The following is a 20,924-nucleotide window of genomic DNA, read 5'->3' as shown; positions in this document are numbered from 1 at the left end:
TTTTATTAAAATATTTGGAAATATAAATTTTTACTCTACATTTGTAGAGTAAATTCTAATAATGTAGAGCAATGCAATTATCCAAAGCCGAAGAACAATTAATGAAATACCTCTGGAAACTAGAGAAAGCTTTTATGAAAGATTTACTCGATGCTTTTCCAGAACCCAAACCAGCAACCACTACGGTAGCTACTTTGCTTAAGAGAATGGCTGATAAAGGATTTATAGCGTACACCTTATATGGAAAGTCTAGAGAATATTATCCTTTGGTAAAAAAGGCTGACTATTTTTCTAAACATGTAAATGGTTTGATAAAGAATTTTTTTAATGATTCTGCATCCCAGTTTGCATCGTTTTTTACTTCAGAAACGAACTTATCAACTTCAGAATTAGAAGAACTGAAAAAGATTGTAGATCAGGAACTTTTAAAGAAACAAAAATGATAGCCTACATAATTAAATCATCACTTTGTCTAATGCTCTTGTGGGTGTTTTATAAGTTGTTTTTAGAAAAGGAAAATATTCATTTTGTCAAAAGATTTTACCTTCTTTTTAGTTTAGTTTTTGCATTGATCATACCATCGATAACGCTTACTTATGAAGTAGAAGTAATTACTCATCCAGAAATAATTTCAGAAATAACAACTCCTTTGATCATAGTGCCTGACACAGAAATAACTCGGGGATCGGTTGATTATCTACCAACTGTTTTGTGGAGTATTTACGCAATAGGTGTTTTGGTATTTGGTTTCAGATTTGTCCGAAATATACTTGTTATTTCTAAAAAGATCAGAGCCAATGAAAGACTGAAAGAACCATCGCATATTAATGTGTTATTAAGTAGTTCAATAATTCCACATACATTTCTGAGTTACATTTTCGTTCCTAAAAAAGAATTTCAGAATAAAAATATTCCTGAAGAAGTATTGCTTCATGAAAAAACACATGCATTACAAAAACATACACTAGATATACTGTTTGTAGAGGTTTTGCAAGTAATTTTTTGGTTTAACCCCTTGTTTATTTTTATAAAAAGATCTATAAAGTTAAATCATGAGTTTCTTGCAGACCAGAATGTGTTGAAACAACGATTTTCAATACAAAACTATTTTAATTTGCTCCTTAATTATCCCAACAGCTCTAATCAAGCTGTATTATCGAGCCCTATTAATTATTCATTAACAAAAAAACGATTACAGATGATGACAAAAGAATTTTCGAAAAAAAGAACAATGCTAAAGCTAGTAACTTTAGTACCGGTTTTATCACTATGCGTATTATTTTTTAACAACGAAATAGTGGCTAAAGAAGTAGAACGATCACTTGATGAAATTAGGTATCCTGATGTTGAAAAATTTCATACATTAGAAAAATCCTCAATTATTGTTTTAAGAAATGATGAAAAAACAGCTATTTCTGAAACAGCTATTCAGGAAGCGATTACCAAGGAAATGATAAAAGAGTATAATGTCTGGGCAAAAGATTTAAATGCTAAAATCAAGGGTAGTAAACAGATTACTATCAGAAAAAATGAGGTTGATCGCATGGAATATATTTATAAAAACATGACTTCCGATCAACGCAAAGGAGCTGAGCAGTTTCCTGAGATACCATCTCCGCCTCCAGCCCCGAAAGTAATGAAAGGAGAGAAAAGCGATATTCCACCACCTGCTAAGGCTCCTAAAGTGAAAAAAGGAGAGAAAAGTAATATTCCACTGCCTCCACCACCTCCAGCTCCAAAAGAGAATTGGACGGAACAAGAAAAGGAAGAAGTAAAAGAACAAGTTGAAAATGAACTAGCAAGAGAAAGAGCAGAGGTTGAAAGAGAACGTGCAGAAATTGAAAGAGAAGAAGCAATGCTTAGGGTTGAGGAAGCAGAAAATGCGCAAGAACTTGCTTCTGAATTGGCAATGCTGAATGCCGAAAAGGCTCGAGAAGCTGCAGAAAATGCAAGGGCTAACGCTCTAGAAGCATCTCAGGAAGCAAGATTAAGAACTCGAAACCGATCTAGAGAGTCAATGAGAGAGGCTGAAATGCAAGCTCGCAAGATCGAAAAAGAAATGCGTAAGGCTGAAATGGAGACAAGAAAAAACGCTATGGAAGTCGAGTTGGAAGCTAGAAAAGCAATGAGAAAGGCAGAAATGCAAGCTCGTAAAGCTGAGATGGAAGCAAGAAAAAGTGCCAGAAAAGCAGAAATGAAGGCTAGACAAGCTGAGCATAGAGCAATGCAAGCTGCTGAGAACCATTCACCCGATAAATTAATAGAAAGGATGGCTGAAAAAGATGCTGATTTTTATTATAATGGGAAACAAATTTCCGCCAAAGAAGCACTAAAACTAGTAGAAGATTCTAATAACAACCTTTCTATAGATGCGTCCACAAAAAATGGTAAATCAAAAGTAAGACTTAAAGATTGATTAACATTTAACTGTTATTAAGTGTACAAATTATCTTAAACCTCACCTCGGTGGGGTTTTTTGTGCAACATTTAGTTAGAAATCAGCGTTATAAGTCTGTCTATCAATCAAAAACACCCTTAGATTATGTTAAAAAGATTTTTTATTATGTGCTCTGGTGCTGATGCCGATATATTGGCTGATAGTTCTAATGGAGAACAAAACAAGTATGCAGGTATTGGTGCAACTGTATTTTTTACTGCACTTATGGCATTTTTGGCAGCGAGTTATGCTTTATATACTGTGTTTGACAATTATTTTACTGCCGTTTTCTTTGGATTAGTATGGGGCTTATTGATATTTAATTTGGATCGATTTATAGTATCAACCATAAAGAAAAAGGATAATTTTCTGGATGAACTTTTACAGGCATCACCTCGAATTATTCTAGCGGTTATCATTGCGGTAGTTATTTCAAAGCCTTTAGAATTAAAGATTTTTGAAAAAGAAATTGATCAAGTGCTACTGGAGCAAAAAAATGATCTAACATTAGCGAATCAAGAACAAATAGCAACACAATATACACCGGCTATCGCGGCGGTTGATGCTGAAATAATCTCTTTGAAACAAGAAATAGGTACTAAAGAAACTGAGGTTAATAACCTGTATGAAACCTATATCGCCGAAGCAGAAGGTCGAAAGGGAACAGAACTTGTAGGTAAAGGTCCTGTATATAAAGAGAAAAGAGAAAAACACGATACAATGCTAGCTGAGTTGGTAGCACTCAAGAAGACCAACGCAGAGAAAATTACTGGTTTAGAAGCACAAAAAACTGAATTAGCTGTTCTGTATGATAAACAAATAGAGAGCTCGCAGCCAATAATTGATAATTTTGATGGATTAATGGCACGTGTAACTGCACTTAATGAATTGCCTTGGCTACCTTCATTTTTTATCTTTTTGTTGTTTTTGGCTATTGAAACTTCTCCTATTTTTGCAAAGTTACTTTCACCAAAAGGCGAATATGATTTTAAAATTGAGGATGTAGAAGGTGAGGTAAAAATATGGACAGCACAGAAAGCGGATCAACGAAAAATTCTATTAGCAACTGATCATACCGTGAATGATCGAGTATATGGTGATATTGCAGAAGAAGATGAACTGTATCAATACAAAAAGAAAATAGCAAGAGAATTAATGCAGAAGCAACAAGATGCTTTTTATAAGAGGCAAACGGATATATTGTAGCATATAATAAAAAGACCTAACAGGTTTCCAAAACCTGTTAGGTCTAACTAAATAAAGGCTTTTTTTAAAACCGTCGATCAGGGTGATACACCTCTAAGCTTAAGGATGGTTTTTTATCCGAAATCAGTTCCGAAACTAATTTACCGGTAGCTGGCCCCATACTCCAACCCATCATAGCATGTCCAGTGGCGATGGTTAAATTGATACATTTACTAGATTTGCCAATGTAAGCCATACCGTCAGGAGAAACAGGTCGTAAACCACAGGCAGCATCATTCTTTTCGTTATTAGTGAGAGTAATATCTGGATAGTATTTATGAGTAGCATTGGCAATGGCTTCGACTCTTATTTTATTAATAGTATGATTGACTCCAGCGATTTCCATGGTTCCCGCAAAACGAGTAAATCCTTGCATTGGAGTAACTGCAACTTTAGCTTCCGCTAGAATTGTAGGCATAGTAATTCCTAAATCTCTTTTAGAGTTTATTCGATATCCTTTTCCTGCTTCTAGTAATAATTTGATTCCAAGTTTTTTACTCAATAATTTAGACCAAGAACCAGCAGCCAATATAAATTCATCTGCGTTATATGTATTGGAAGCACTTCTTACCGAAACGATTTTGTCATTACTTACATCAATATCATTGATCTTTTCATTTTTTCGAAATGTAACTCCAGAAACTTCCAGATAAGATTTCATTTCTTCCATAAATAGATGTGGTGTGGTATGTCCATCACATTCATATAATACAGCACCTTTAGCATTTAGTTGTATGTTAGGTTCTATTTGTTTTAATTCTGGGAAAGAAAGATTTTTAACTGGTAAACCCTCTTTTTGAGCCATTTTTCCTATGTGGATTTCCTCTTCTAGCATCTTATCTGTCTGACAAAGCATTAATAATCCTTTTCGTTCTAAATGAAAGTTAAAATTCTCTTGTTCCTTAATTTCAGTATATAAATCTCGACTTAATAAATTTATATCCTTAATAGAGGAAATACTGCGCGTCACATTTTCTGAAGAGCAGGATTTATTAAAAGCCCAGGTCCATCTCAAGAAATCAGATGTTAAGCGAGGTTTTATAAATAATGGACTACTTGGATTGAACATCCATTTTAATCCTTTTTTCATAACTCCTGGAGCTGCTAATGGGATAATATGGCTTGGAGTTAAATATCCAGCGTTCACATAAGAGGCCCCAAAATCCATAGAGGATTGATCTATAACGGTTACCTTATGGCCCTCTTTATACAAATAGTATGCGGAACAAAGTCCAATAATTCCACCTCCTATGACAATAACTTCTTTCATTTTTTAATTAAAACATTATCATATTGTATTATTGATCATCTAAATCACTTGAAAACCAAGAGCATAAGGATCATTTTGATCATCAATAATAATTGTATTGTATCCGTAGATTTTTGCCCATCCTTGTATACTAGGAATGATAGCTTTTTGATTAACTAACTCAGTTTCTTCTTCGATTCTTCCTATAAATTTAGAACCAATAAAACTTTCGTGTATGAATTCCTCTTCTTTTTTTAATTTTCCTTTAGCATATAGTTGGGCCATTCTTGCGGAGGTTCCGGTACCACAAGGAGAACGATCTATAGCTTTATCACCATAAAAAACAGCGTTTCTTCCGGAAGAACTAGGATCGATTGGATCTCCTGTCCAGAGGATATGACTAACATCTCGGATAGTTTGATTTTCTGGATGAATAAAATAATCAGGATATTTTTCATTAATTCGATCTCGAATAATCTGAGAATATTGGATCAATTTAGAAGCAGTAAAATCCTGTATACCACTGAAGTTTTTCTGAGGATCTACAATTGCATAATAATTACCGCCGTAAGCCACATCGAATCTAATCTCATCGAGTTCTGGACAGTTGATAGTTAGCCCTTCTTTAGCCAAATAAGATTTCACATTCTTTAGTTTTACCCAATCTACTTTTTCATCTGTTTGTTGATATTCAATTTCTACCAATCCTGCAGGAGCTTCCATTCGTATTTTCCCAGGAATTTTAGGTTGTATTAAACCCTCTTCTATAGCAATAGTAATAGTTCCGATAGTTCCGTGACCACACATTGGTAAACAACCTGATGTTTCTATAAAAAGAATAGCGAAATCATTTGCAGGATCGTGTGGTTCAAATAAAAAGCTACCACTCATCATATCATGACCACGAGGTTCGAACATTAATCCTGTTCTTATCCAATCATACTCTTGTAAGAAATGTTGCCGCTTTTCGCTTATAGAATTGCCTTTAAGATCAGGATGTCCTGTAGTAACTACTCTAACCGGATTTCCGCAGGTATGAGCATCGATACATGTATAGGTGGTTCTGGGCATAACTAGATCTTATCATGAGTTTGCTTACCGTTCACTAAACGTGATATCTCTAGCGGATTTTCATTTTTAAGTTCCTCAGGTAATAGATTGTTTGGCCAACTTTGATAACTGAATGGTCTAACCCAACGTTTTATAGAATCAATCCCTACTGCTGTAAATCTACTATCTGTGGATGCCGGATATGGCCCTCCATGAAGCATAGCTGGGCAAACTTCTACTCCGGTAGGTACGCCGTTGAAAATCATTCTTCCCACGCGATTTTGGAGTGCTTCTATTACAGAAGGATACATTACAATTTCATCATTTTCTGCTAGTATCGTTCCTGTAAGTTGACCTTCAATATTATTAATAATAGTTTCTAATTCATTTGCATCTGCACATTGTACTACCATAGAAAAGGGGCCAAATACTTCTTGATGTAAAGTAGCATTTTCTAAAAAAGTTTTTCCTTCTACTTTGGTTACTGTTTGTCTTGCGTGATTAGTTGCTACATCATTTTTATAATCTGCGGTAACCGTTAATCCGTTTTGCTGTAATGCAATGGATTTGTTTTTTTCATAATTGCCTATGATATTAGGATGTAACATACAAGATGATTCAATTTTTATAATCTCATCAGAAAGGATATTGATAAAATTATCAAGTGCATCGCCTTTTATTCCTAAAATGAGTCCTGGATTTGTGCAAAATTGTCCAGTTCCGAGTGTGATAGATTGGGCATATGTTTTAGCGAGAGCTTCACCTTTTGATGCTGTTGCTTTTGGAAGTAGAATTACAGGATTAATACTTCCCATTTCTGCAAAGACAGGAATAGGTTCTGGTCGCTGTGATGCTAAATCAAAAAGAGCTCTACCTCCTTTAATACTTCCTGTAAATCCGACTGCCTTTACTTTAGGATGTTTTACTAATTGGACACCGACTTCTATTCCTGAACTGTTAAGGTTAGAAAACACACCGTTAGGCATTCTGGTTTTTTGAGCAGCCTTAATAATAGCAGATGCAACTAATTCTCCAGTTCCTGAATGCATAGGATGTGATTTGACAATCACTGGGCATCCTGCGGCTAATGCAGCAGCAGTATCGCCACCAGCTGTAGAATAGGCTAATGGAAAATTACTAGCTCCAAAAACAACAACTGGACCTAAAGGAACTAACATTTTACGTATATCTTGTTTCGGGATTGGTTTTCTATCTAAATCAGCGGTATCTATAGTAGCTTCCACCCAAGAACCAATTGCTACTAGTTCTGCAAACATTCTTAATTGTCCAATAGTTCTGCCACGTTCCCCTTTTGCTCTTCCTTCTGGTAAGCCTGTCTCAGATGTATAAGTTTCAATAAGTGTTTGATCTAGTGCTAAAATTTCATCGGCAATAGCATTAAGAAACTCAGCTTTTTTAATACCAGATACTTTTTTGAAAGATCCGAATGCTTCAGATGCTAGTGACACTGTTTTTTCTATTTCATCTTTAGAGGCTTCAAAAAAAGTATGTTCATTTTCGATATTCAACTTAGGGTTAAAAGTTGTGTATGTTTTGTGCCCTTCCGAAGAAAGTTGATTTCCGATATAGTTTTTGCCAGTGATCATGATTAGTGATTTAGTGAGTTTTATAACGATTTAATAAACTAATGATTTATAATTTGGTAGAGATGGTCTTGTCTTTATCCCATTTTCAATAATCTCTAATACTTTTTTACGTTCTTCGTCAACCAAAGGAAGTCTGGGAGCACGGACATTTTCTGTACCAATACCAGTAGCAACTTCTGCCAATTTAATGTTCTGCACTAATTTAGGGTTTATATCCAATTCCAGCAATGGTAAAAACCAACGATAGATAGCTATAGCTTTTTTAATTTTTCCTGCTTTTTGTAGTTCATAAATAGCCACTGTTTCTTCAGGAAAAGCGCAAACTAATCCAGCAACCCATCCATCTGCACCCATCAATAGACTTTCAAGTGCCAAGGTATCAACTCCGCTAAGAATTTTTAATCGATCTCCAAATCGATTTTTCAAACGAGTGATATTCGAGATATCTCTGGTAGATTCCTTTACTGCCTGAATATTATCAAGTTCAATAAGTTCATCAAACATGTCCAAGGTTACTTCAATTTTATAATCTACAGGGTTATTATAGATCATAATAGGTAGATCAGTGCTTTTTGCCACTTCTTTAAAATAAGTTACAGTTTCTCTATCTCCAGCTTTATACCGCATCGGTGGTAGCATCATTAATGCATTTGCACCGTCTTCTTCTGCTTTACGAGCTGCTTCAATAGCACCTTTTGTACTTTGTTCTGCAATATTAATAATAACCGGAATTCTACTCTTCACAATGTTTACCGTAGTTTTTACCAAAGTACTTTTTTCAGCATTATCCAGAGTACTGGCTTCTCCTAAAGTTCCTCCCAGGATGATACCATGAACACCAGCATCCAGCTGTGCTTTGATATTTTTAGTAAACATTTCTAGATCCAAAGTGTCTTCATTTGTAAACTTTGTAGTAACAGCTGGCATTACGCCTTTCCAATCTATAACCATTCCTTATAATTTTGGTTCAAATATATTGTCAATTTAGATGTAAGGATATTATGAAATTATCTTATAGTGATACTATATTATCTCTTATTGTGTTGATTTACTTAATTATGACTAATATTGAAGTAGATATTGCTATAAATGAAAGTTTTACCTTTTAAAATACCAAAATCTTCAACTGATACGTTAATCGTCCAAGAAGATAAGGAAATTGTCTTATATGATAAATTTCATCAGCATAAAGAAATTCAGATTTCTATTATTATATCGGGAGAAGGTAGCGTAATAGTTGGTGATACTATTACTGATTATAGACCGGATGATATTTTAGTTTTTGGCAGTAATGTTCCTCATGTATTACAAAGTGCAGTTTCAGATCAGGAATCTTATATGATTTCTCTTTTTTTTACGAAAGAGTCTTTTGGAAATATGTTTTTTGACCTTCCGGAATTTGAAGATTTATCGAATTTTTTTAGAAGTTCTGTATACGGAATTAGAGTGCTTTCAAAAAAGCGAAAATTAAAAAAACAATTTCTTAGAATTCTTAAAACAGAAGAAAGATTGGACCGTTTTACGATTTTTATGAAGATATTAAAACTATTAAAAATAGCAAAGATAGAAACGATATCTTCATTTATCTCAAAAAGAGCGTATACGGATAATGAAGGGAAGCGGATGGCTAAAGTTTTTCAGGCAGTGATGAATGAATTTAACCGAGATTTTTCGCTTAAAGAAGTAGCAGATCTAGCGCATATGACTCCAAATGCTTTTTGCCGTTATTTTAAACAACGTACAAACAAAACATTTTTTCAATTTTTGATTGAGGTCAGAATTGAAAATGTTTGCAGATTACTATCTAAAGAAACTGAGATCACTATATCCGAAGCTTCCTATAATAGTGGTTTTAAAAATTTATCCAACTTTAATAGAAAGTTTAAAGAAATAAAAGGAATTACCCCTTCTAATTATAAAAAGAGATTATACGATTCCCATTTTGTTTAATAAAAAGGAAGCATTCATGTTTTGACAAATACCATCTTTAAATTTATAATCAAAATATAGTTCATCATCTACGATCTGCGCATCAAAGAATCGGTTTTTTACTTCATCTAGTTCTGATGCTATTTCGCATAAACTTAAATCATGAGTGGCTATAATTCCTGTTGCGTTGGCTTTGACTAGTTTCTCTACAAATTTACGAGATCCTGCTGCCTTATCTTTACTGTTCGTTCCTTTTAATATTTCATCCAAAATGATGAAATATTCATTTTTTTCTAGTGCATCAACAATTCTTTTGAGTTGTGTTAATTCTGAAAAGAAGTAAGAAGCATCATCACTTAGTGAATCAGAGGTTCTCATACTAGTGATCAATTTAATCGGTCGATATACACAAGATTTTGCGCAAATCGGCAGACCGATATTAGACATTACAATCTGTAACGCTACAGTTCTTAGAAACGTACTTTTACCAGCCATATTAGCACCGGTAATAATAAAAAATTCTTCTTTAGTAATGGTGATATTGTTATCTACTCGTTTCTTTTGATTTAGCATAGGATGCCCTAATTCTCGCGCATTAAGGATTGTATTTTCTGCAGTCAACTCTGGATATATATAATCAGGATTATTAAAAGCAAAATTTCCTAATGAGTTATACGAGTCAAAAAAGGCAATAACTTCAAACCATTTATCTACTTTATCGTGATGAGTAGCGATCCATTTTTCAATACGATAACACTGAATGATATCCCAAAGAAATAAACCATTTGCTAAAACTCCAAACATCATATTGTTTCGTTGATCCAAAGCATTGAGGATACCGGCAAACTGTTTTAGTATTACCGATGCTTTTTCTTTTTCATTGATTACATCTTGTTGTTTTTCTTGGAGGAAAGTAGATTCGAAATTACTTTTCTCAATCTGATCTACCAGTTTGTAATATTGTTCGAAAGTATCTTTTACTTTATTAGACCTGCTATATAAACTGTTGATTTTTTTAAGTTGAGATCCTGTAATCCCTAAACCTATAAAAAACCATAGTAAAAAAACTTGGAATGTAACAACTTCTAAAAATAATAAAACTAGCATCACCACAGAAATTACCGAAACAACTGTAGGAAGTATTCGCATTACTTTAGGGACAAAAGGGACGTAATGTTGTAACCATTTGCGGATGGTAGAAACCGAAGCCGATACATCAACCAAAGATGCAATAGCACTGAATTCCTGTCGCCATTCGGGAAGTTTAGAAAGGTTTTTTATCGCTTCTTGTTTATGTTGTATATCCTCAATATCATTACTTCTTAATATAGCGGCTAATTTATTTTTTCCGGCAGCTGTTGTAGTTCGATTGATATATTGAAAGAAAGAGCGATCTCCAAATAAATCAATATCATGACTATATGGATGGGAAGGATCGATATATTTTTTTCCTGTCGGCAGTTTACTGAAATCACCGTCAAAAACATCAAGTTCCAGTTGATTAAGTGCAATCAATTTCTGAAGCTTATTTTTTATATATGAAAGATCAGTATGACGATTTACTAAAATAATAAACAGTACAATACCTATTACAATACTTCCTACTATAATTTGAGTATTCGGATACCCGAAATAGATGCTTGCTATGATGCCTAGAAATAGAAATAGTCTAATTGTACTGGAAAAGGCAAGTTGTTTTTTTACCTTTTTTAAAGATACCTTATGTTGTTCTATTTGTGATCTATAAAATTGTTGTGGGTTATTCATATTTATATTAGAAGGAGGATGCGATAAAAGAACCTTTCCTTTTAGTTTTTTTTAATTTGTAAATTTTCTAATTCTTGTTTTGCTTTTTTGGTTAAACCGCTTACAACTAGGTCATAAGAGTGGTCAGTCAATTCGCATATCATATTAGTAGCTAAACTGCCCGAAAAGTTAACGGTATTCCAATGTTTTTTATTCATGTGATATCCAGGCTCAATTTCTGGATGGAATTCTCTAAGTTCAATAGATTTGTCCGGATCACATTTTAGGTTTGCACTAAAAGGAAGTCTATTCAATCCTGTTAAGGCAAACATCTTTCCCATTACTTTAAAAACTAATGTTGTTTCATCAAAAGGGAATTCTTCGGTTACTCCTTTTTTTGATAAACAATACTCTCTAAACGCTTCTATATCCATGTATTGTTTTATTATTTATCAATCCTGGCCATAATCAGATTTGGATCTTGAGGCGCATCAAATCCAAATTGTTTATATAATCCGTGAGCATCTGCTGTGGCTAACATCCAGCGGTGAACTTTTTGTAATTCGGGATGTTCTAAAATTGTTTTCATTAATTTTTTCGAGTACCCTTTTCCTCTGTGGTTTTCTGCAATGAAAACATCCATAAGGTAACCGAATACAGTATAATCAGTAAGCACTCTGGCAAAACCAATCTGTTGCTCGTCTAAATAAACGCCAAAATTAAAGCAATGTTCTATGCTTGTTCGTACTTCTTCTTTTGTTCTTCCTTTTGCCCAGTATGAATTAGTCAAAAATTGATGAATAAAGTCGATATCTAATCTCGAATTCTCTGTAGAAATAATAATGCTCATTAGTTTTAATTTATAAGCTTTTGATCAGGGTCATTGTTCAATTCTAATGCAGAATAATCTAATGTCCAACCAATAGATTCTGCTACAGTTTCCATCAAAGAAATCACGGTAAGCAATTCTTTTCCGGCCGATTCGATTAGTCCACTTTCAGGAATTTTGTCTATAATAAATTGCTTAGCTTCTTGATTGATATCAGTAAGATCATTGGAAGTCATTGGGTTAAGCCACCCTTCTTTTTTGTCATAGTATTTAAAATCGGTTTCTATCGTTAGTAGTTTTGGCTTTGGAAATTGAGTTAAAACTATTTTTTTATTTTTAGTATCACTATTTAATTTTATTTTAGAAAGATCGAAACCTACATGTGCTTTTGCATCAATAAGGATTAAGGCTTTTTTCTTTCCTCTAATGGTTTTAAAGAATTTTTCTTTAACACTTTCATAGTGATAGATCTCGGCAAAATCTCCTTCGACAGTGACAAGTTTACAAACACTTCTAATTTTTTCCATTAGGATAGTGGATTGTGTTTGTATACCAGCTCTTTTTTTTGCCGCATTAAATCTGGAGAAAACAAAATATGCCAAAACAGAACCTATCAATAATCCAATAAATAATAACTCCATATTAATTCTTTTTACCTATCTCACCAAGGTGTGTAAATTTAAACCCTTTTTCATATTTTAATCCATAACCTAAAACTCTATCAAAGGCAGCATGCGAAAATAAAATAATTCCGCACAGTTGTATGAGCTCGTTTGATAAATATATTCCAACACAATACATAAAAACAGCTAAACCTTTATGATGAAATATGTTGTAGAGAAGTGCACCAATTTTGTTATTAATAAGATATCCTAACATTCCTATATCTGGTACCAAAAATAAGGCCAAGAATAACCACCAAGAAAAAGATAGTAGGCTGAATAGATAAATTCCTAACCCTAACATAGCAAGTTCTTCTAGTCGTAATGTAGTTTTCATTATGATTTCAGTATTTTATATAAAATTGGTTTGCTTGGTGAAGCGTCATTCTCGAAGGATGCAATCTGAAGATTTAGGATGTAATTACCATCTAGTATTTCGTTTTTTACAAAAATCATTTCAGTAATAGTAGCTTCAAGTCGTGGAGCTTCTGGATGGTTCCAAAAAGCTTTATGAGCTAGTAGTTTACCATCATCTTTTTCTTTATCCACTGATGGTAAATCGATCAAGAGGTGATCAATTCCTCTTTCTTTTATATATATTGCAGCCTCTTCAGACAGATAGGGCCAGTTGGTATGAGAATATTGTTTGCTACGTTTTTCTTCCATATTAGGAAGTGTTCGGATAATTAAAGCTCGTGGGTAAGATTGCAAAGTTGTCTTTATTTGATTTTTAGTAATGACAAAATCGTTTCCCCTTTTTTCCGGGTTTATGGTAACAAGTTCGGCTGTAAAAAAGAATTGTTTTAATGTTTGATTAATACTGTAAAACTCTTTGGTTATATGTCCAACACATTCCGTGTGTGTTCCGTGACCGTGAGGATTAAAGTAGATGTTATTGAAATTTGTAGAAGCACCTTCAGAAACTTTTCCTATCCAATCTCCATCTGTAACCGGTTCGATTTTTGGAGCTGGAATATACCAAGCATTGACGTTTTCATTGGTTGCCCTTAATGGAATTGATATGTCAAGAGGATGAGATAGATCCACCTTATATGTAATGCTTTTATAATCTATATTAGTAATCATTAAGTTGTTAATCTGTAGTTTTGACTACAAAAAACAGATAATCTCCATCTGTATTTTCATAGTTTTTTATAATATCGTTTATTTTGCCCGAATCTATATCTTTTTTTAAAGTAATTAGACCATTTTCTACCTCTAAAGCGTTAGAAAGAGATGAGAAAGATGATATTCCATGCCTTACTTTATGATTAAAATATAGTTTTGGATTGTGTTTTCCTGAATATAGAAAAAGATCTTCTAGATCAGATTTAATAAAATACTTTTCTGTTTTCTCTATAACTAATCTATTTTTATGCAGGTTTTTTTTAACCGTTTCTAGCGAAGGCATTTGATTCATGGAAGCTTCTAACATTTTCGGAAAGTAATGGCATAGCCAATATCCTTTCATTTGTTCTGGAGTAGCCGTGAAAATTACAATATTTCCCACTGGTTTTAAAACTTTACGTAGTGATGCAAAACCTTGATCCAGATTATCCCAATGATGAAGGGTTAAACTTGCTACTATTCCATCTATACTATTTTCTGAAAGCCCGAGAGTTTCGGCCTTTCCAATTTTCCATTGTATATTATTGCTAGGGATTTTAGCTTTTTCTAGCATTTCTGAAGAAGGATCAATACCTATAAATTGATATCCTTTTTTGTCAAATTGTTTTGTATAATTGCCTGTACCACATCCAATATCTAAATAAGTTCCATTGGGTAAAGGATTAAGAAGTGTAAGCAATCGATTAAAAAGATAAGGATCTGCTGAACGAGTGGTATTATAATTGGTCCCTATGAGATCATATTTTTCTTGCATTACCTAGATTTTGATTTAGGAGAATTGATTACCCTAAATTTAATAAGAAAAGATCACTTGCGATACCATCACTTAAAAACTTTCCTTTTTTGGTAACTACTAATATATCTCCATCAAGAAATAAAAGATGTTCATCAAGATGTTTCTGTGCTTGTTTCAATAAATATTCTTTATAAGTAAGCCCAAAATCATCTTCTATTTTTTGTAAAGAAACTCCCCAGATGGTTCTCAGTCCAGTCATTACATACTCATTATATTGATCTGTAGTTGTTAGTGTTTCTATCTCTCTTGGGAGTTCGTTTTTCTGAAGTGCTTTGATGTATTTTATATTATTGTTAATGTTCCAACTGCGTTCTTTTCCATTATATGAATGTGCAGAAGGACCAATCCCTAAATAGTGTTTGCCTTGCCAATAGGCTGTATTGTTTTTGCTAAAATATCCAGGCTTTCCGAAATTAGAAAACTCGTAATATTCAAATTTGGCTTGCTCCATCGTTTTCACAAGAATATCGAAATGTTCCTGAGCCAGTTCATCCTCAACAGGAGAAATGATTCCTTTCTCAATAAAAGACGATAAAGCAGTGTGGGGCTCTACTGTTAATGCATAACTAGATATATGGGGAATTCCAGTATCTAGCGCTATTTTTAGATTTTCTTGCCATCGTTCTGAAGACATTCCCGGAATTCCATAAATTAGGTCTATCGATATATTGTCAAATTCGCGAGTGGCTATAGATAAACAATCCAAAGCTTCCTGAGCGTTGTGAGCACGATTCATTAGTTTTAGATCTTCTTCGAAGAAAGATTGAATACCAATACTTAGTCGATTTACTTCAGTAGGAACTAGTGATTTTATATAAGCTTCTGTTAGATCATCTGGATTAGCCTCTATAGTAATTTCTACATCATCAGAAACAAGGTAGTTCTCGTAAATTGTATCAATAATAAATTTTAACGCAGAAACAGATAAAATACTCGGAGTTCCACCACCAAAATATATGGTTTTAATAACTTCATCATTATCAATTTCTGATCGTCGTAATTTGATTTCATTACATAATGCAAAAACCATCTGATCTTTGTTCTTAGTAGAAGTGGAGAAATGAAAGTCACAGTAGTGACAGGCTTGTTTGCAAAATGGGATATGGATGTATATGCCGCCGATGATTTTAGATTTTATATGTTGTGATGAACTATGTTACTTTAGTAATCAAAATACGTGATTCGTAATCACTTTTTTACTCTTTTTTCATTTTGTTTTACAAAAGCGGCCCAACCAGTATAACTTTTGCCAACTATATTGGCCCTACCCATATTATAAAAATGACAAACTGCTGCTGCTAATCCATCTGTAGAATCCAGGTTTTTGGGTAATGTTTTTAATTGCAAAAGACTTTGTAACATTTTTGCTACCTGTTCTTTACTAGCATTACCATTACCAGTAATAGCCATTTTTATTTTTTTTGGAGAGTATTCAGTAATGGGTACCTCTCTACTTAACCCAGCCGCCATGGCTACTCCTTGAGCACGACCAAGTTTTAACATTGATTGCACATTTTTACCAAAGAACGGTGCTTCTATAGCTATTTCGTCTGGATGATAGGTGTCAATCAGTTCGATGGTTCGTTCGAAAATTAGTTTTAGCTTTACGTAATGATCATCATATTTACTAAGCTGTAGTTCATTAAGCTGTAAAAAAGACATTTTTTTCTTTACCACTTTAATCAATCCAAACCCCATAATAGTGGTTCCCGGATCAATACCTAATATTATTTTTTCACTTTCCAAGTAACAATGAATTTTTACAAAACTAAGGAATTAAGAATAAGAAGAGGTTCTTAATTGATACGAATTACAATAGGTAATTTATAGCGCGTAGTCACAGGAGTGCTACGAGTATGAGCAGGTTCTACCTGTGGAAGATTATCGATGCTCTCCTCAATAATATTCTTGAAATCAGGAATCTGAGATACAATAATATCCGGAATCAGAAAATCTTCGAGTTTAATCTTTCCATCTTTAGTAATTAACAATGGAATCCAGACAGTGTCATTAATAGCCTGTTTTACAGTAATTGTATGATTTGTAAGATAATCGGCAACTTGTTCATTTATGGTTCTTTGAAAACAAAGCTCCAGCTCATCTTCAGATGCATTTTTACAAGCGTTAAATAATGGAGGCTCATCAACTTGGTTTTTATCAATTTCGTTCCACTTTTCTTTTAATACCTGTTGACTATCCTCTTTTTTAACAATCAAATTATCACAAGAATATAATGTGAAAATCAAAATACATATATAATAAACCCTCTTAATCATTGACAATTTTATTCGCTATAAAAATACGCGATGTATTCCTAAGCGCGTAAAATTAAAGTTTTTTATTTAGAAGGTTGATGTAATTGTAGTTAGAATCTAATAGTTTGATATATCTAAAAGATTATTTCCTTTCAGGCATTTTTTTTTCAGCTTCAATTTCTTTTTCTAATTGAGTAATTCTTTTGTTAACAGTTTCCTTTAGAAATTTTTTATATGTGTTACTATCCTTATCCGCTTCTAATTGTTTGAGACAGTTATTGTAGTGTCTTAGTTTAACTTTAGGGTCTTTAAAATAAGCATCTGTATATGTAGCTAATTGATATTTTATTTGATAAGAATTAGGTTTTTCTTTAAGGGCAAGTTTTGTATGCTTTATAGCATTTTCCCATTCTTCTTTATGTCTATATGTTTTGGCTATGTTTAATAAGTCTTCAACTATGGGAGTATCTTTTAGCTCTAGTGCCAGTTTATAAAAGAGCAAAGCTTCATCATATTTTTGAATTGATGTATAAGCGTCAGCTAAGCGTTTATGTCTTAATGGAACTTGATTATTATATTTTAGGGCTTTCAGATATTGAGGTATTGCTTTTTCCCATTCATAATTATTATGATAACACAGGCCTAAGGATGCGTGTACAAATTCATTCCCGAAATTTAAGTCGATAAGTTTTTCGAAATAGGGGATAGCCTTATCATAATATTTTCTTAGAAGATAGTTCTGAGCTAATACATTCATTAATTCAGGGTTTTCGCGATAAGAGGATAATCCTTTGTTGGCAATATTGTCTACTTTGTCGTACTTTCTTTTTTTGAGATAATGCATAGACACTTCAAAACAGCTTTTTTGATGGGTGCTATCAAGCCTAAAAGCTTCTTCGAAATATATTATCGCAGTAGAATCCTTTAGTTTTTTCTTTACTAAACCAAGACGATATTGAAAATTGGGATTCTTGTCATGTTTTAAAACAAGGTTTGAATATACACTATCGGCTTTTTTAAATTTATTCGTAGTCATTAATAATTTGGCATATTCTAATTCTGCTGAGATTATTGTTGTATCCTGACGAATGACTTCTTCATAATATTTTAAAGCATCCAAATAAGTTCCTTTGGCTCTATGGGCTTTAGCGATTTGTAAAAGAACATATTGATCTTTCGGGATTATTTTTTGATATGTATGAATCGCTTCTGAGTAATTTTCCAGTATATAAAGACTATCTGCAATTTTTAAATCCGAAATTTGCGCTCCAACTATAGACTGTGTGAGAGATGTAACTATGAATAGAATATACTTTAACTGATTATGGAGTACCATTATCTTCTTTATTAATTTCTTTAAGTATCGTTTCCAGATCTTCAATATTCATATCGTTTTTCTTTACAAAAAAGGAGACCATGTTTCTAAAGGAACCATTGAAGTAATTGTTCATCAACTTATTTAATGATTGATTACTATATTCTTCTTTTTTAACCAACGGGAAATACACATACCCTTTTCCTTCTTTACGATGAGATACGAATTCTTTGTTTTCGAGTATTCGTATAATCGTAGAAATAGTATTGTATGCAGGCTTTGGTTCGGGCATTCGATCGATAATAGCAGCTACGTTTCCTTCAGTTAGCTCCCATAAGAGCTGCATTACTTCTTCTTCTGCTTTGGTGAGTTGCTTCATTTGTTTTTTCTATATTAGTTTACGCTGAGTTTATTGAATTTTAAGAATATAAAAGTCTTCCTTAAATTGACCGTCAAAATCCGAACGTAGCATTTCTTTTGCTTTTTCTAAGGTATCGTATCTTTCTAGATATACATAGAGATAGTTGTCTTTAGGGTTTTTAAGGAATTTATATATGGTGTTCCAAAAAATAAAAGTATCCTTTTTATGAAATAAATCATATGCTAACATAAATATTAGTTGAAATAATACGGTCTGAACTATGTATTGAAGCATATCTTTTGATTCTATCTGATTAATCTATTATTTGTTTTCATTTTGCATATCTATAGTCATGGAATAAGAAGGAACATTAATACCTTTTGATGATCGTATTATATTAAAATCTAGAATATCTTCTCCTTTTTCTTCCACCTTTTTGTTAGTAAACGAAAGTAGGCATTTTTCGTTCGTTGAATTTTCTTTATACCCTTCTCCGTAGACAATTTTTAAGTTATAAATACCTTCTGGAATGTTTCTTATGAAATAATTTGTATTTTTTGGTAGATACACGGTTCTAACACTTTCTGCGCTTTCAGTAGAAACGATATCAATAATTACCTCTGCATTTTTTCCATTAGTTATTTTTAGATAATTATCTATGTTGTAGTCATATCTTAATTCGTCCTGGTTTGCGCAGTAAGGTTCTGCTTCTTTTTTGTATATCACATTGTCTCTAACTGAGTATTTGGAAGCCTTGTCTTTACTTCGACGATATTCTTCTGTTACTTTTTGGGCAATTTCTTCAGTTTTTTCGTCTTCAGTTTTTTTGTCTTTAGTATTGCTAATATTACCTGTATTATTATTCCTAGAATTCTCTGTTGGTAGATCTAATTCTAAGGAATAAGATGGAACGTTTTTACCTTGATCTGTTATAATTACATTATAATCAAGAATGTCTTCTCCGGTTTCGGAGAAAAACTCTTTTTTAAAACCACCAGAACAAGTATTGTCGGTTTCCTTTTCAGTATATTGATTTCCATATGCGGCATCTACTCGATAAATACCACCAGGTATATTTCTTATAAAATATGATTGAGACCTGAATATTATAGCTGTTCTAATGACTTCATCAGTTTCTAATGATATTATTTTAGCTATTATATCAGCATTTTTTCCATTGGTAACTTTTAAATAATTATCTAACGTATAATCATATTTAGAATCCTTATTTAGGCAATCAGGCTGATTACTAGTGCCTATATTATCTTTAGTATCTGCTTGTTCACTGTCATAAGTAGTAGAAAACTCGGTTGATTTATTGGTCTCTGTATCTTTACAAGAAGTGTAGGTGAGAATGCCCGTAACCATTGGAATTAAAAGTAGGTATTTAAATTTAGCAATGGATTTTGATTGAGATTTCTGTAACATAAGTATTCGTTTTTTGATTAATGATTGATTGAAAAATTGATTGATGAATGTTATTTTTTCTGTTTGAAAAGCAGCGTTAAGTAGCTGTTCTATATAATTTTTTTGATTGACTTTACTAATCGTAACGGAGTCTGCGATATATTCGTGAAGTAAAGTGATTCGCGCCTGATAAATATAAATCAGCGGATTCCACCATAGTGATATCTTTAATATTTCTATACCTATTTGATCAATGGTGTGTTTATGATTTACATGAACTAGCTCATGTGATATAATATTTTTCTTCTCTTCTTCTGTTAAAGAATCTCCTAAAAAGATAGTGTTCCAAAAGGAGAATGCGTGAGAGCTATTATGAAGTATTACAATTCTTTTGTCAAATGCCTTTGAGACATGGGAAATATTGCTTAGGATATGTAGTTTATGGAACTTAAGAATAAGATTTATTAAGCTAATCAATATCCCAAAAGCGTATATAATCATCAACCAATTAACTGAATGAGAAGATGTCTTAGTGCTAGCTTCGGTTTGATTAATATTGGTAATGATAGTGTTGGTAGAAGCCTTAATCGTTCTTTCTATATTTAACACATAAATTTCTGCTGAACTTGAATTTAAAAAATCAATTTCTATAAATGGTAATATCAAGGATAGAAATGGGACAGCAAGCAGATACAATCGGTTCCAATTAAAAAAAGTGTCTTTTTTATGTAAAAGATCATAAATCACAAGAAATAAGAGCTGAAATACTAAAACTTGAAGTAGGTAATGGAACATATTTTTCTTTTAAAAATTATTAGGGTGCAATGTCAATTCTAAGTCTGTTTATTATTAGTCTTTAAGACAATAAACCAGACTCAGATTGACGACCCCAATATCGCTTAATACAT

22 protein-coding genes are annotated in these 20,924 nt (G+C 32.8%); 4 read left to right on the top strand and 18 right to left on the bottom strand.

Going from position 1 to position 20,924, the window contains the following annotated elements; translation table 11 throughout:
• The first annotated feature begins 71 nt into the window (after positions 1-71).
• From Q0921_RS21480 to Q0921_RS21470, 3 genes are all read left to right on the top strand, one after another.
• A complete protein-coding gene (locus tag Q0921_RS21480; RefSeq protein WP_299260558.1) occupies positions 72-443 on the top strand; it encodes a BlaI/MecI/CopY family transcriptional regulator in 372 nt (123 codons plus the stop codon).
• Entirely contained in the window at positions 440-2,416 is a 1,977-nt protein-coding gene (locus Q0921_RS21475) for a M56 family metallopeptidase (RefSeq protein WP_299260557.1), read from the top strand. The genes Q0921_RS21480 and Q0921_RS21475 overlap by 4 nt, the downstream gene beginning before the upstream one ends.
• A gap of 126 nt (positions 2,417-2,542) precedes the next feature.
• A complete protein-coding gene (locus Q0921_RS21470; protein WP_299260556.1) occupies positions 2,543-3,643 on the top strand; it encodes a DUF4407 domain-containing protein in 1,101 nt (366 codons plus the stop codon).
• Between the two features lie 64 nt (positions 3,644-3,707).
• Here the strand turns inward: Q0921_RS21470 and Q0921_RS21465 are convergent, their stop codons facing one another.
• From Q0921_RS21465 to Q0921_RS21450, 4 genes are read right to left on the bottom strand one after another with little or no spacing between them, the layout of a single operon-like run.
• Positions 3,708-4,952: an FAD-binding oxidoreductase gene (locus tag Q0921_RS21465; protein ID WP_299260555.1), complete on the bottom strand. Its 1,245-nt coding sequence runs from the start codon at positions 4,950-4,952 to the stop codon at positions 3,708-3,710.
• Positions 4,953-4,991: 39 nt separating this feature from the next.
• On the bottom strand, positions 4,992-6,002 hold the full coding sequence (locus Q0921_RS21460; protein WP_299260554.1) for a 4-hydroxyproline epimerase: 1,011 nt from the start codon (positions 6,000-6,002) through the stop codon (positions 4,992-4,994).
• 2 nt (positions 6,003-6,004) lie between these two features.
• Positions 6,005-7,588 (bottom strand): aldehyde dehydrogenase (NADP(+)), encoded by a 1,584-nt coding sequence (locus tag Q0921_RS21455; protein WP_299260553.1) that lies wholly within the window; start codon positions 7,586-7,588, stop codon positions 6,005-6,007.
• Positions 7,589-7,618: 30 nt separating this feature from the next.
• Positions 7,619-8,539, bottom strand: coding sequence for a dihydrodipicolinate synthase family protein (locus tag Q0921_RS21450; RefSeq protein WP_299260552.1), 921 nt, complete (start codon positions 8,537-8,539; stop codon positions 7,619-7,621).
• 138 nt (positions 8,540-8,677) lie between these two features.
• Here Q0921_RS21450 and Q0921_RS21445 point away from each other — a divergent pair, with 138 nt between their 5' ends.
• Positions 8,678-9,538, top strand: a complete 861-nt coding sequence (locus Q0921_RS21445; RefSeq protein WP_299260551.1) for an AraC family transcriptional regulator — start codon at positions 8,678-8,680, stop codon at positions 9,536-9,538.
• On the opposite strand, the gene Q0921_RS21440 is transcribed toward Q0921_RS21445, so the two are convergent.
• From Q0921_RS21440 to Q0921_RS21375, 14 genes are all read right to left on the bottom strand, one after another.
• Positions 9,515-11,284 carry a DNA mismatch repair protein MutS gene (locus tag Q0921_RS21440; protein ID WP_299260550.1) on the bottom strand — a complete coding sequence of 590 codons (1,770 nt, stop codon included), beginning with the start codon at positions 11,282-11,284 and terminating at the stop codon, positions 9,515-9,517. The genes Q0921_RS21445 and Q0921_RS21440 overlap by 24 nt on opposite strands.
• A gap of 41 nt (positions 11,285-11,325) precedes the next feature.
• Complete coding sequence (locus tag Q0921_RS21435) at positions 11,326-11,697, bottom strand: MmcQ/YjbR family DNA-binding protein (RefSeq protein WP_299260549.1); 372 nt, start codon at positions 11,695-11,697, stop codon at positions 11,326-11,328.
• Between the two features lie 11 nt (positions 11,698-11,708).
• Positions 11,709-12,113, bottom strand: coding sequence for a GNAT family N-acetyltransferase (locus Q0921_RS21430; protein ID WP_299260548.1), 405 nt, complete (start codon positions 12,111-12,113; stop codon positions 11,709-11,711).
• A gap of 5 nt (positions 12,114-12,118) precedes the next feature.
• Entirely contained in the window at positions 12,119-12,733 is a 615-nt protein-coding gene (locus Q0921_RS21425; protein ID WP_299260547.1) for a DUF4230 domain-containing protein, read from the bottom strand.
• Position 12,734: 1 nt separating this feature from the next.
• A complete protein-coding gene (locus Q0921_RS21420; RefSeq protein WP_299260546.1) occupies positions 12,735-13,091 on the bottom strand; it encodes a DUF4260 domain-containing protein in 357 nt (118 codons plus the stop codon).
• On the bottom strand, positions 13,091-13,840 hold the full coding sequence (locus Q0921_RS21415) for a cyclase family protein (RefSeq protein WP_299260545.1): 750 nt from the start codon (positions 13,838-13,840) through the stop codon (positions 13,091-13,093). The genes Q0921_RS21420 and Q0921_RS21415 overlap by 1 nt, the downstream gene beginning before the upstream one ends.
• A gap of 7 nt (positions 13,841-13,847) precedes the next feature.
• Positions 13,848-14,636, bottom strand: coding sequence for a class I SAM-dependent methyltransferase (locus Q0921_RS21410; protein WP_299260544.1), 789 nt, complete (start codon positions 14,634-14,636; stop codon positions 13,848-13,850).
• A gap of 28 nt (positions 14,637-14,664) precedes the next feature.
• Positions 14,665-15,801 carry a radical SAM family heme chaperone HemW gene (gene hemW, locus Q0921_RS21405; protein WP_299260603.1) on the bottom strand — a complete coding sequence of 379 codons (1,137 nt, stop codon included), beginning with the start codon at positions 15,799-15,801 and terminating at the stop codon, positions 14,665-14,667.
• Positions 15,802-15,866: 65 nt separating this feature from the next.
• Positions 15,867-16,424, bottom strand: a complete 558-nt coding sequence (gene ruvC, locus Q0921_RS21400; protein ID WP_299260543.1) for a crossover junction endodeoxyribonuclease RuvC — start codon at positions 16,422-16,424, stop codon at positions 15,867-15,869.
• A 50-nt stretch (positions 16,425-16,474) separates the two neighbouring features.
• The gene (locus tag Q0921_RS21395) at positions 16,475-16,954 is read right to left on the bottom strand and encodes a hypothetical protein (RefSeq protein WP_299260542.1); all 480 of its coding nucleotides are present in this window, start codon (positions 16,952-16,954) and stop codon (positions 16,475-16,477) included.
• A 121-nt stretch (positions 16,955-17,075) separates the two neighbouring features.
• Positions 17,076-18,269: a lipopolysaccharide assembly protein LapB gene (locus Q0921_RS21390; RefSeq protein WP_299260541.1), complete on the bottom strand. Its 1,194-nt coding sequence runs from the start codon at positions 18,267-18,269 to the stop codon at positions 17,076-17,078.
• On the bottom strand, positions 18,256-18,627 hold the full coding sequence (locus Q0921_RS21385) for a BlaI/MecI/CopY family transcriptional regulator (protein WP_299260540.1): 372 nt from the start codon (positions 18,625-18,627) through the stop codon (positions 18,256-18,258). The genes Q0921_RS21390 and Q0921_RS21385 overlap by 14 nt, the downstream gene beginning before the upstream one ends.
• 30 nt (positions 18,628-18,657) lie before the next feature.
• Positions 18,658-18,903: a hypothetical protein gene (locus Q0921_RS21380; protein WP_299260539.1), complete on the bottom strand. Its 246-nt coding sequence runs from the start codon at positions 18,901-18,903 to the stop codon at positions 18,658-18,660.
• A 27-nt stretch (positions 18,904-18,930) separates the two neighbouring features.
• Positions 18,931-20,811 carry a M56 family metallopeptidase gene (locus tag Q0921_RS21375; RefSeq protein ID WP_299260537.1) on the bottom strand — a complete coding sequence of 627 codons (1,881 nt, stop codon included), beginning with the start codon at positions 20,809-20,811 and terminating at the stop codon, positions 18,931-18,933.
• Between the last annotated feature and the right edge of the window lie 113 nt (positions 20,812-20,924).

This window comes from uncultured Aquimarina sp. (assembly GCF_947496855.1).
In the GTDB taxonomy this organism is placed as follows: domain Bacteria; phylum Bacteroidota; class Bacteroidia; order Flavobacteriales; family Flavobacteriaceae; genus Aquimarina.
This window is presented reverse-complemented; position numbering and strand designations above follow the sequence as displayed.

Excerpts from the sequence above, each read along its gene's own strand:
- Q0921_RS21480 (WP_299260558.1), top strand. The coding sequence starts at position 72 with ATGCAATTATCCAAAGCCGAAGAACAATTAATGAAATACCTCTGGAAA.
- Q0921_RS21475 (WP_299260557.1), top strand. The coding sequence starts at position 440 with ATGATAGCCTACATAATTAAATCATCACTTTGTCTAATGCTCTTGTGG.
- Q0921_RS21470 (WP_299260556.1), top strand. The coding sequence starts at position 2,543 with ATGTTAAAAAGATTTTTTATTATGTGCTCTGGTGCTGATGCCGATATA.
- Q0921_RS21465 (WP_299260555.1), bottom strand. The coding sequence starts at position 4,952 with ATGAAAGAAGTTATTGTCATAGGAGGTGGAATTATTGGACTTTGTTCC.
- Q0921_RS21460 (WP_299260554.1), bottom strand. The coding sequence starts at position 6,002 with ATGCCCAGAACCACCTATACATGTATCGATGCTCATACCTGCGGAAAT.
- Q0921_RS21455 (WP_299260553.1), bottom strand. The coding sequence starts at position 7,588 with ATGATCACTGGCAAAAACTATATCGGAAATCAACTTTCTTCGGAAGGG.
- Q0921_RS21450 (WP_299260552.1), bottom strand. The coding sequence starts at position 8,539 with ATGGTTATAGATTGGAAAGGCGTAATGCCAGCTGTTACTACAAAGTTT.
- Q0921_RS21445 (WP_299260551.1), top strand. The coding sequence starts at position 8,678 with ATGAAAGTTTTACCTTTTAAAATACCAAAATCTTCAACTGATACGTTA.
- Q0921_RS21440 (WP_299260550.1), bottom strand. The coding sequence starts at position 11,284 with ATGAATAACCCACAACAATTTTATAGATCACAAATAGAACAACATAAG.
- Q0921_RS21435 (WP_299260549.1), bottom strand. The coding sequence starts at position 11,697 with ATGGATATAGAAGCGTTTAGAGAGTATTGTTTATCAAAAAAAGGAGTA.
- Q0921_RS21430 (WP_299260548.1), bottom strand. The coding sequence starts at position 12,113 with ATGAGCATTATTATTTCTACAGAGAATTCGAGATTAGATATCGACTTT.
- Q0921_RS21425 (WP_299260547.1), bottom strand. The coding sequence starts at position 12,733 with ATGGAGTTATTATTTATTGGATTATTGATAGGTTCTGTTTTGGCATAT.
- Q0921_RS21420 (WP_299260546.1), bottom strand. The coding sequence starts at position 13,091 with ATGAAAACTACATTACGACTAGAAGAACTTGCTATGTTAGGGTTAGGA.
- Q0921_RS21415 (WP_299260545.1), bottom strand. The coding sequence starts at position 13,840 with ATGATTACTAATATAGATTATAAAAGCATTACATATAAGGTGGATCTA.
- Q0921_RS21410 (WP_299260544.1), bottom strand. The coding sequence starts at position 14,636 with ATGCAAGAAAAATATGATCTCATAGGGACCAATTATAATACCACTCGT.
- Q0921_RS21395 (WP_299260542.1), bottom strand. The coding sequence starts at position 16,954 with ATGATTAAGAGGGTTTATTATATATGTATTTTGATTTTCACATTATAT.
- Q0921_RS21390 (WP_299260541.1), bottom strand. The coding sequence starts at position 18,269 with ATGGTACTCCATAATCAGTTAAAGTATATTCTATTCATAGTTACATCT.
- Q0921_RS21385 (WP_299260540.1), bottom strand. The coding sequence starts at position 18,627 with ATGAAGCAACTCACCAAAGCAGAAGAAGAAGTAATGCAGCTCTTATGG.
- Q0921_RS21380 (WP_299260539.1), bottom strand. The coding sequence starts at position 18,903 with ATGCTTCAATACATAGTTCAGACCGTATTATTTCAACTAATATTTATG.
- Q0921_RS21375 (WP_299260537.1), bottom strand. The coding sequence starts at position 20,811 with ATGTTCCATTACCTACTTCAAGTTTTAGTATTTCAGCTCTTATTTCTT.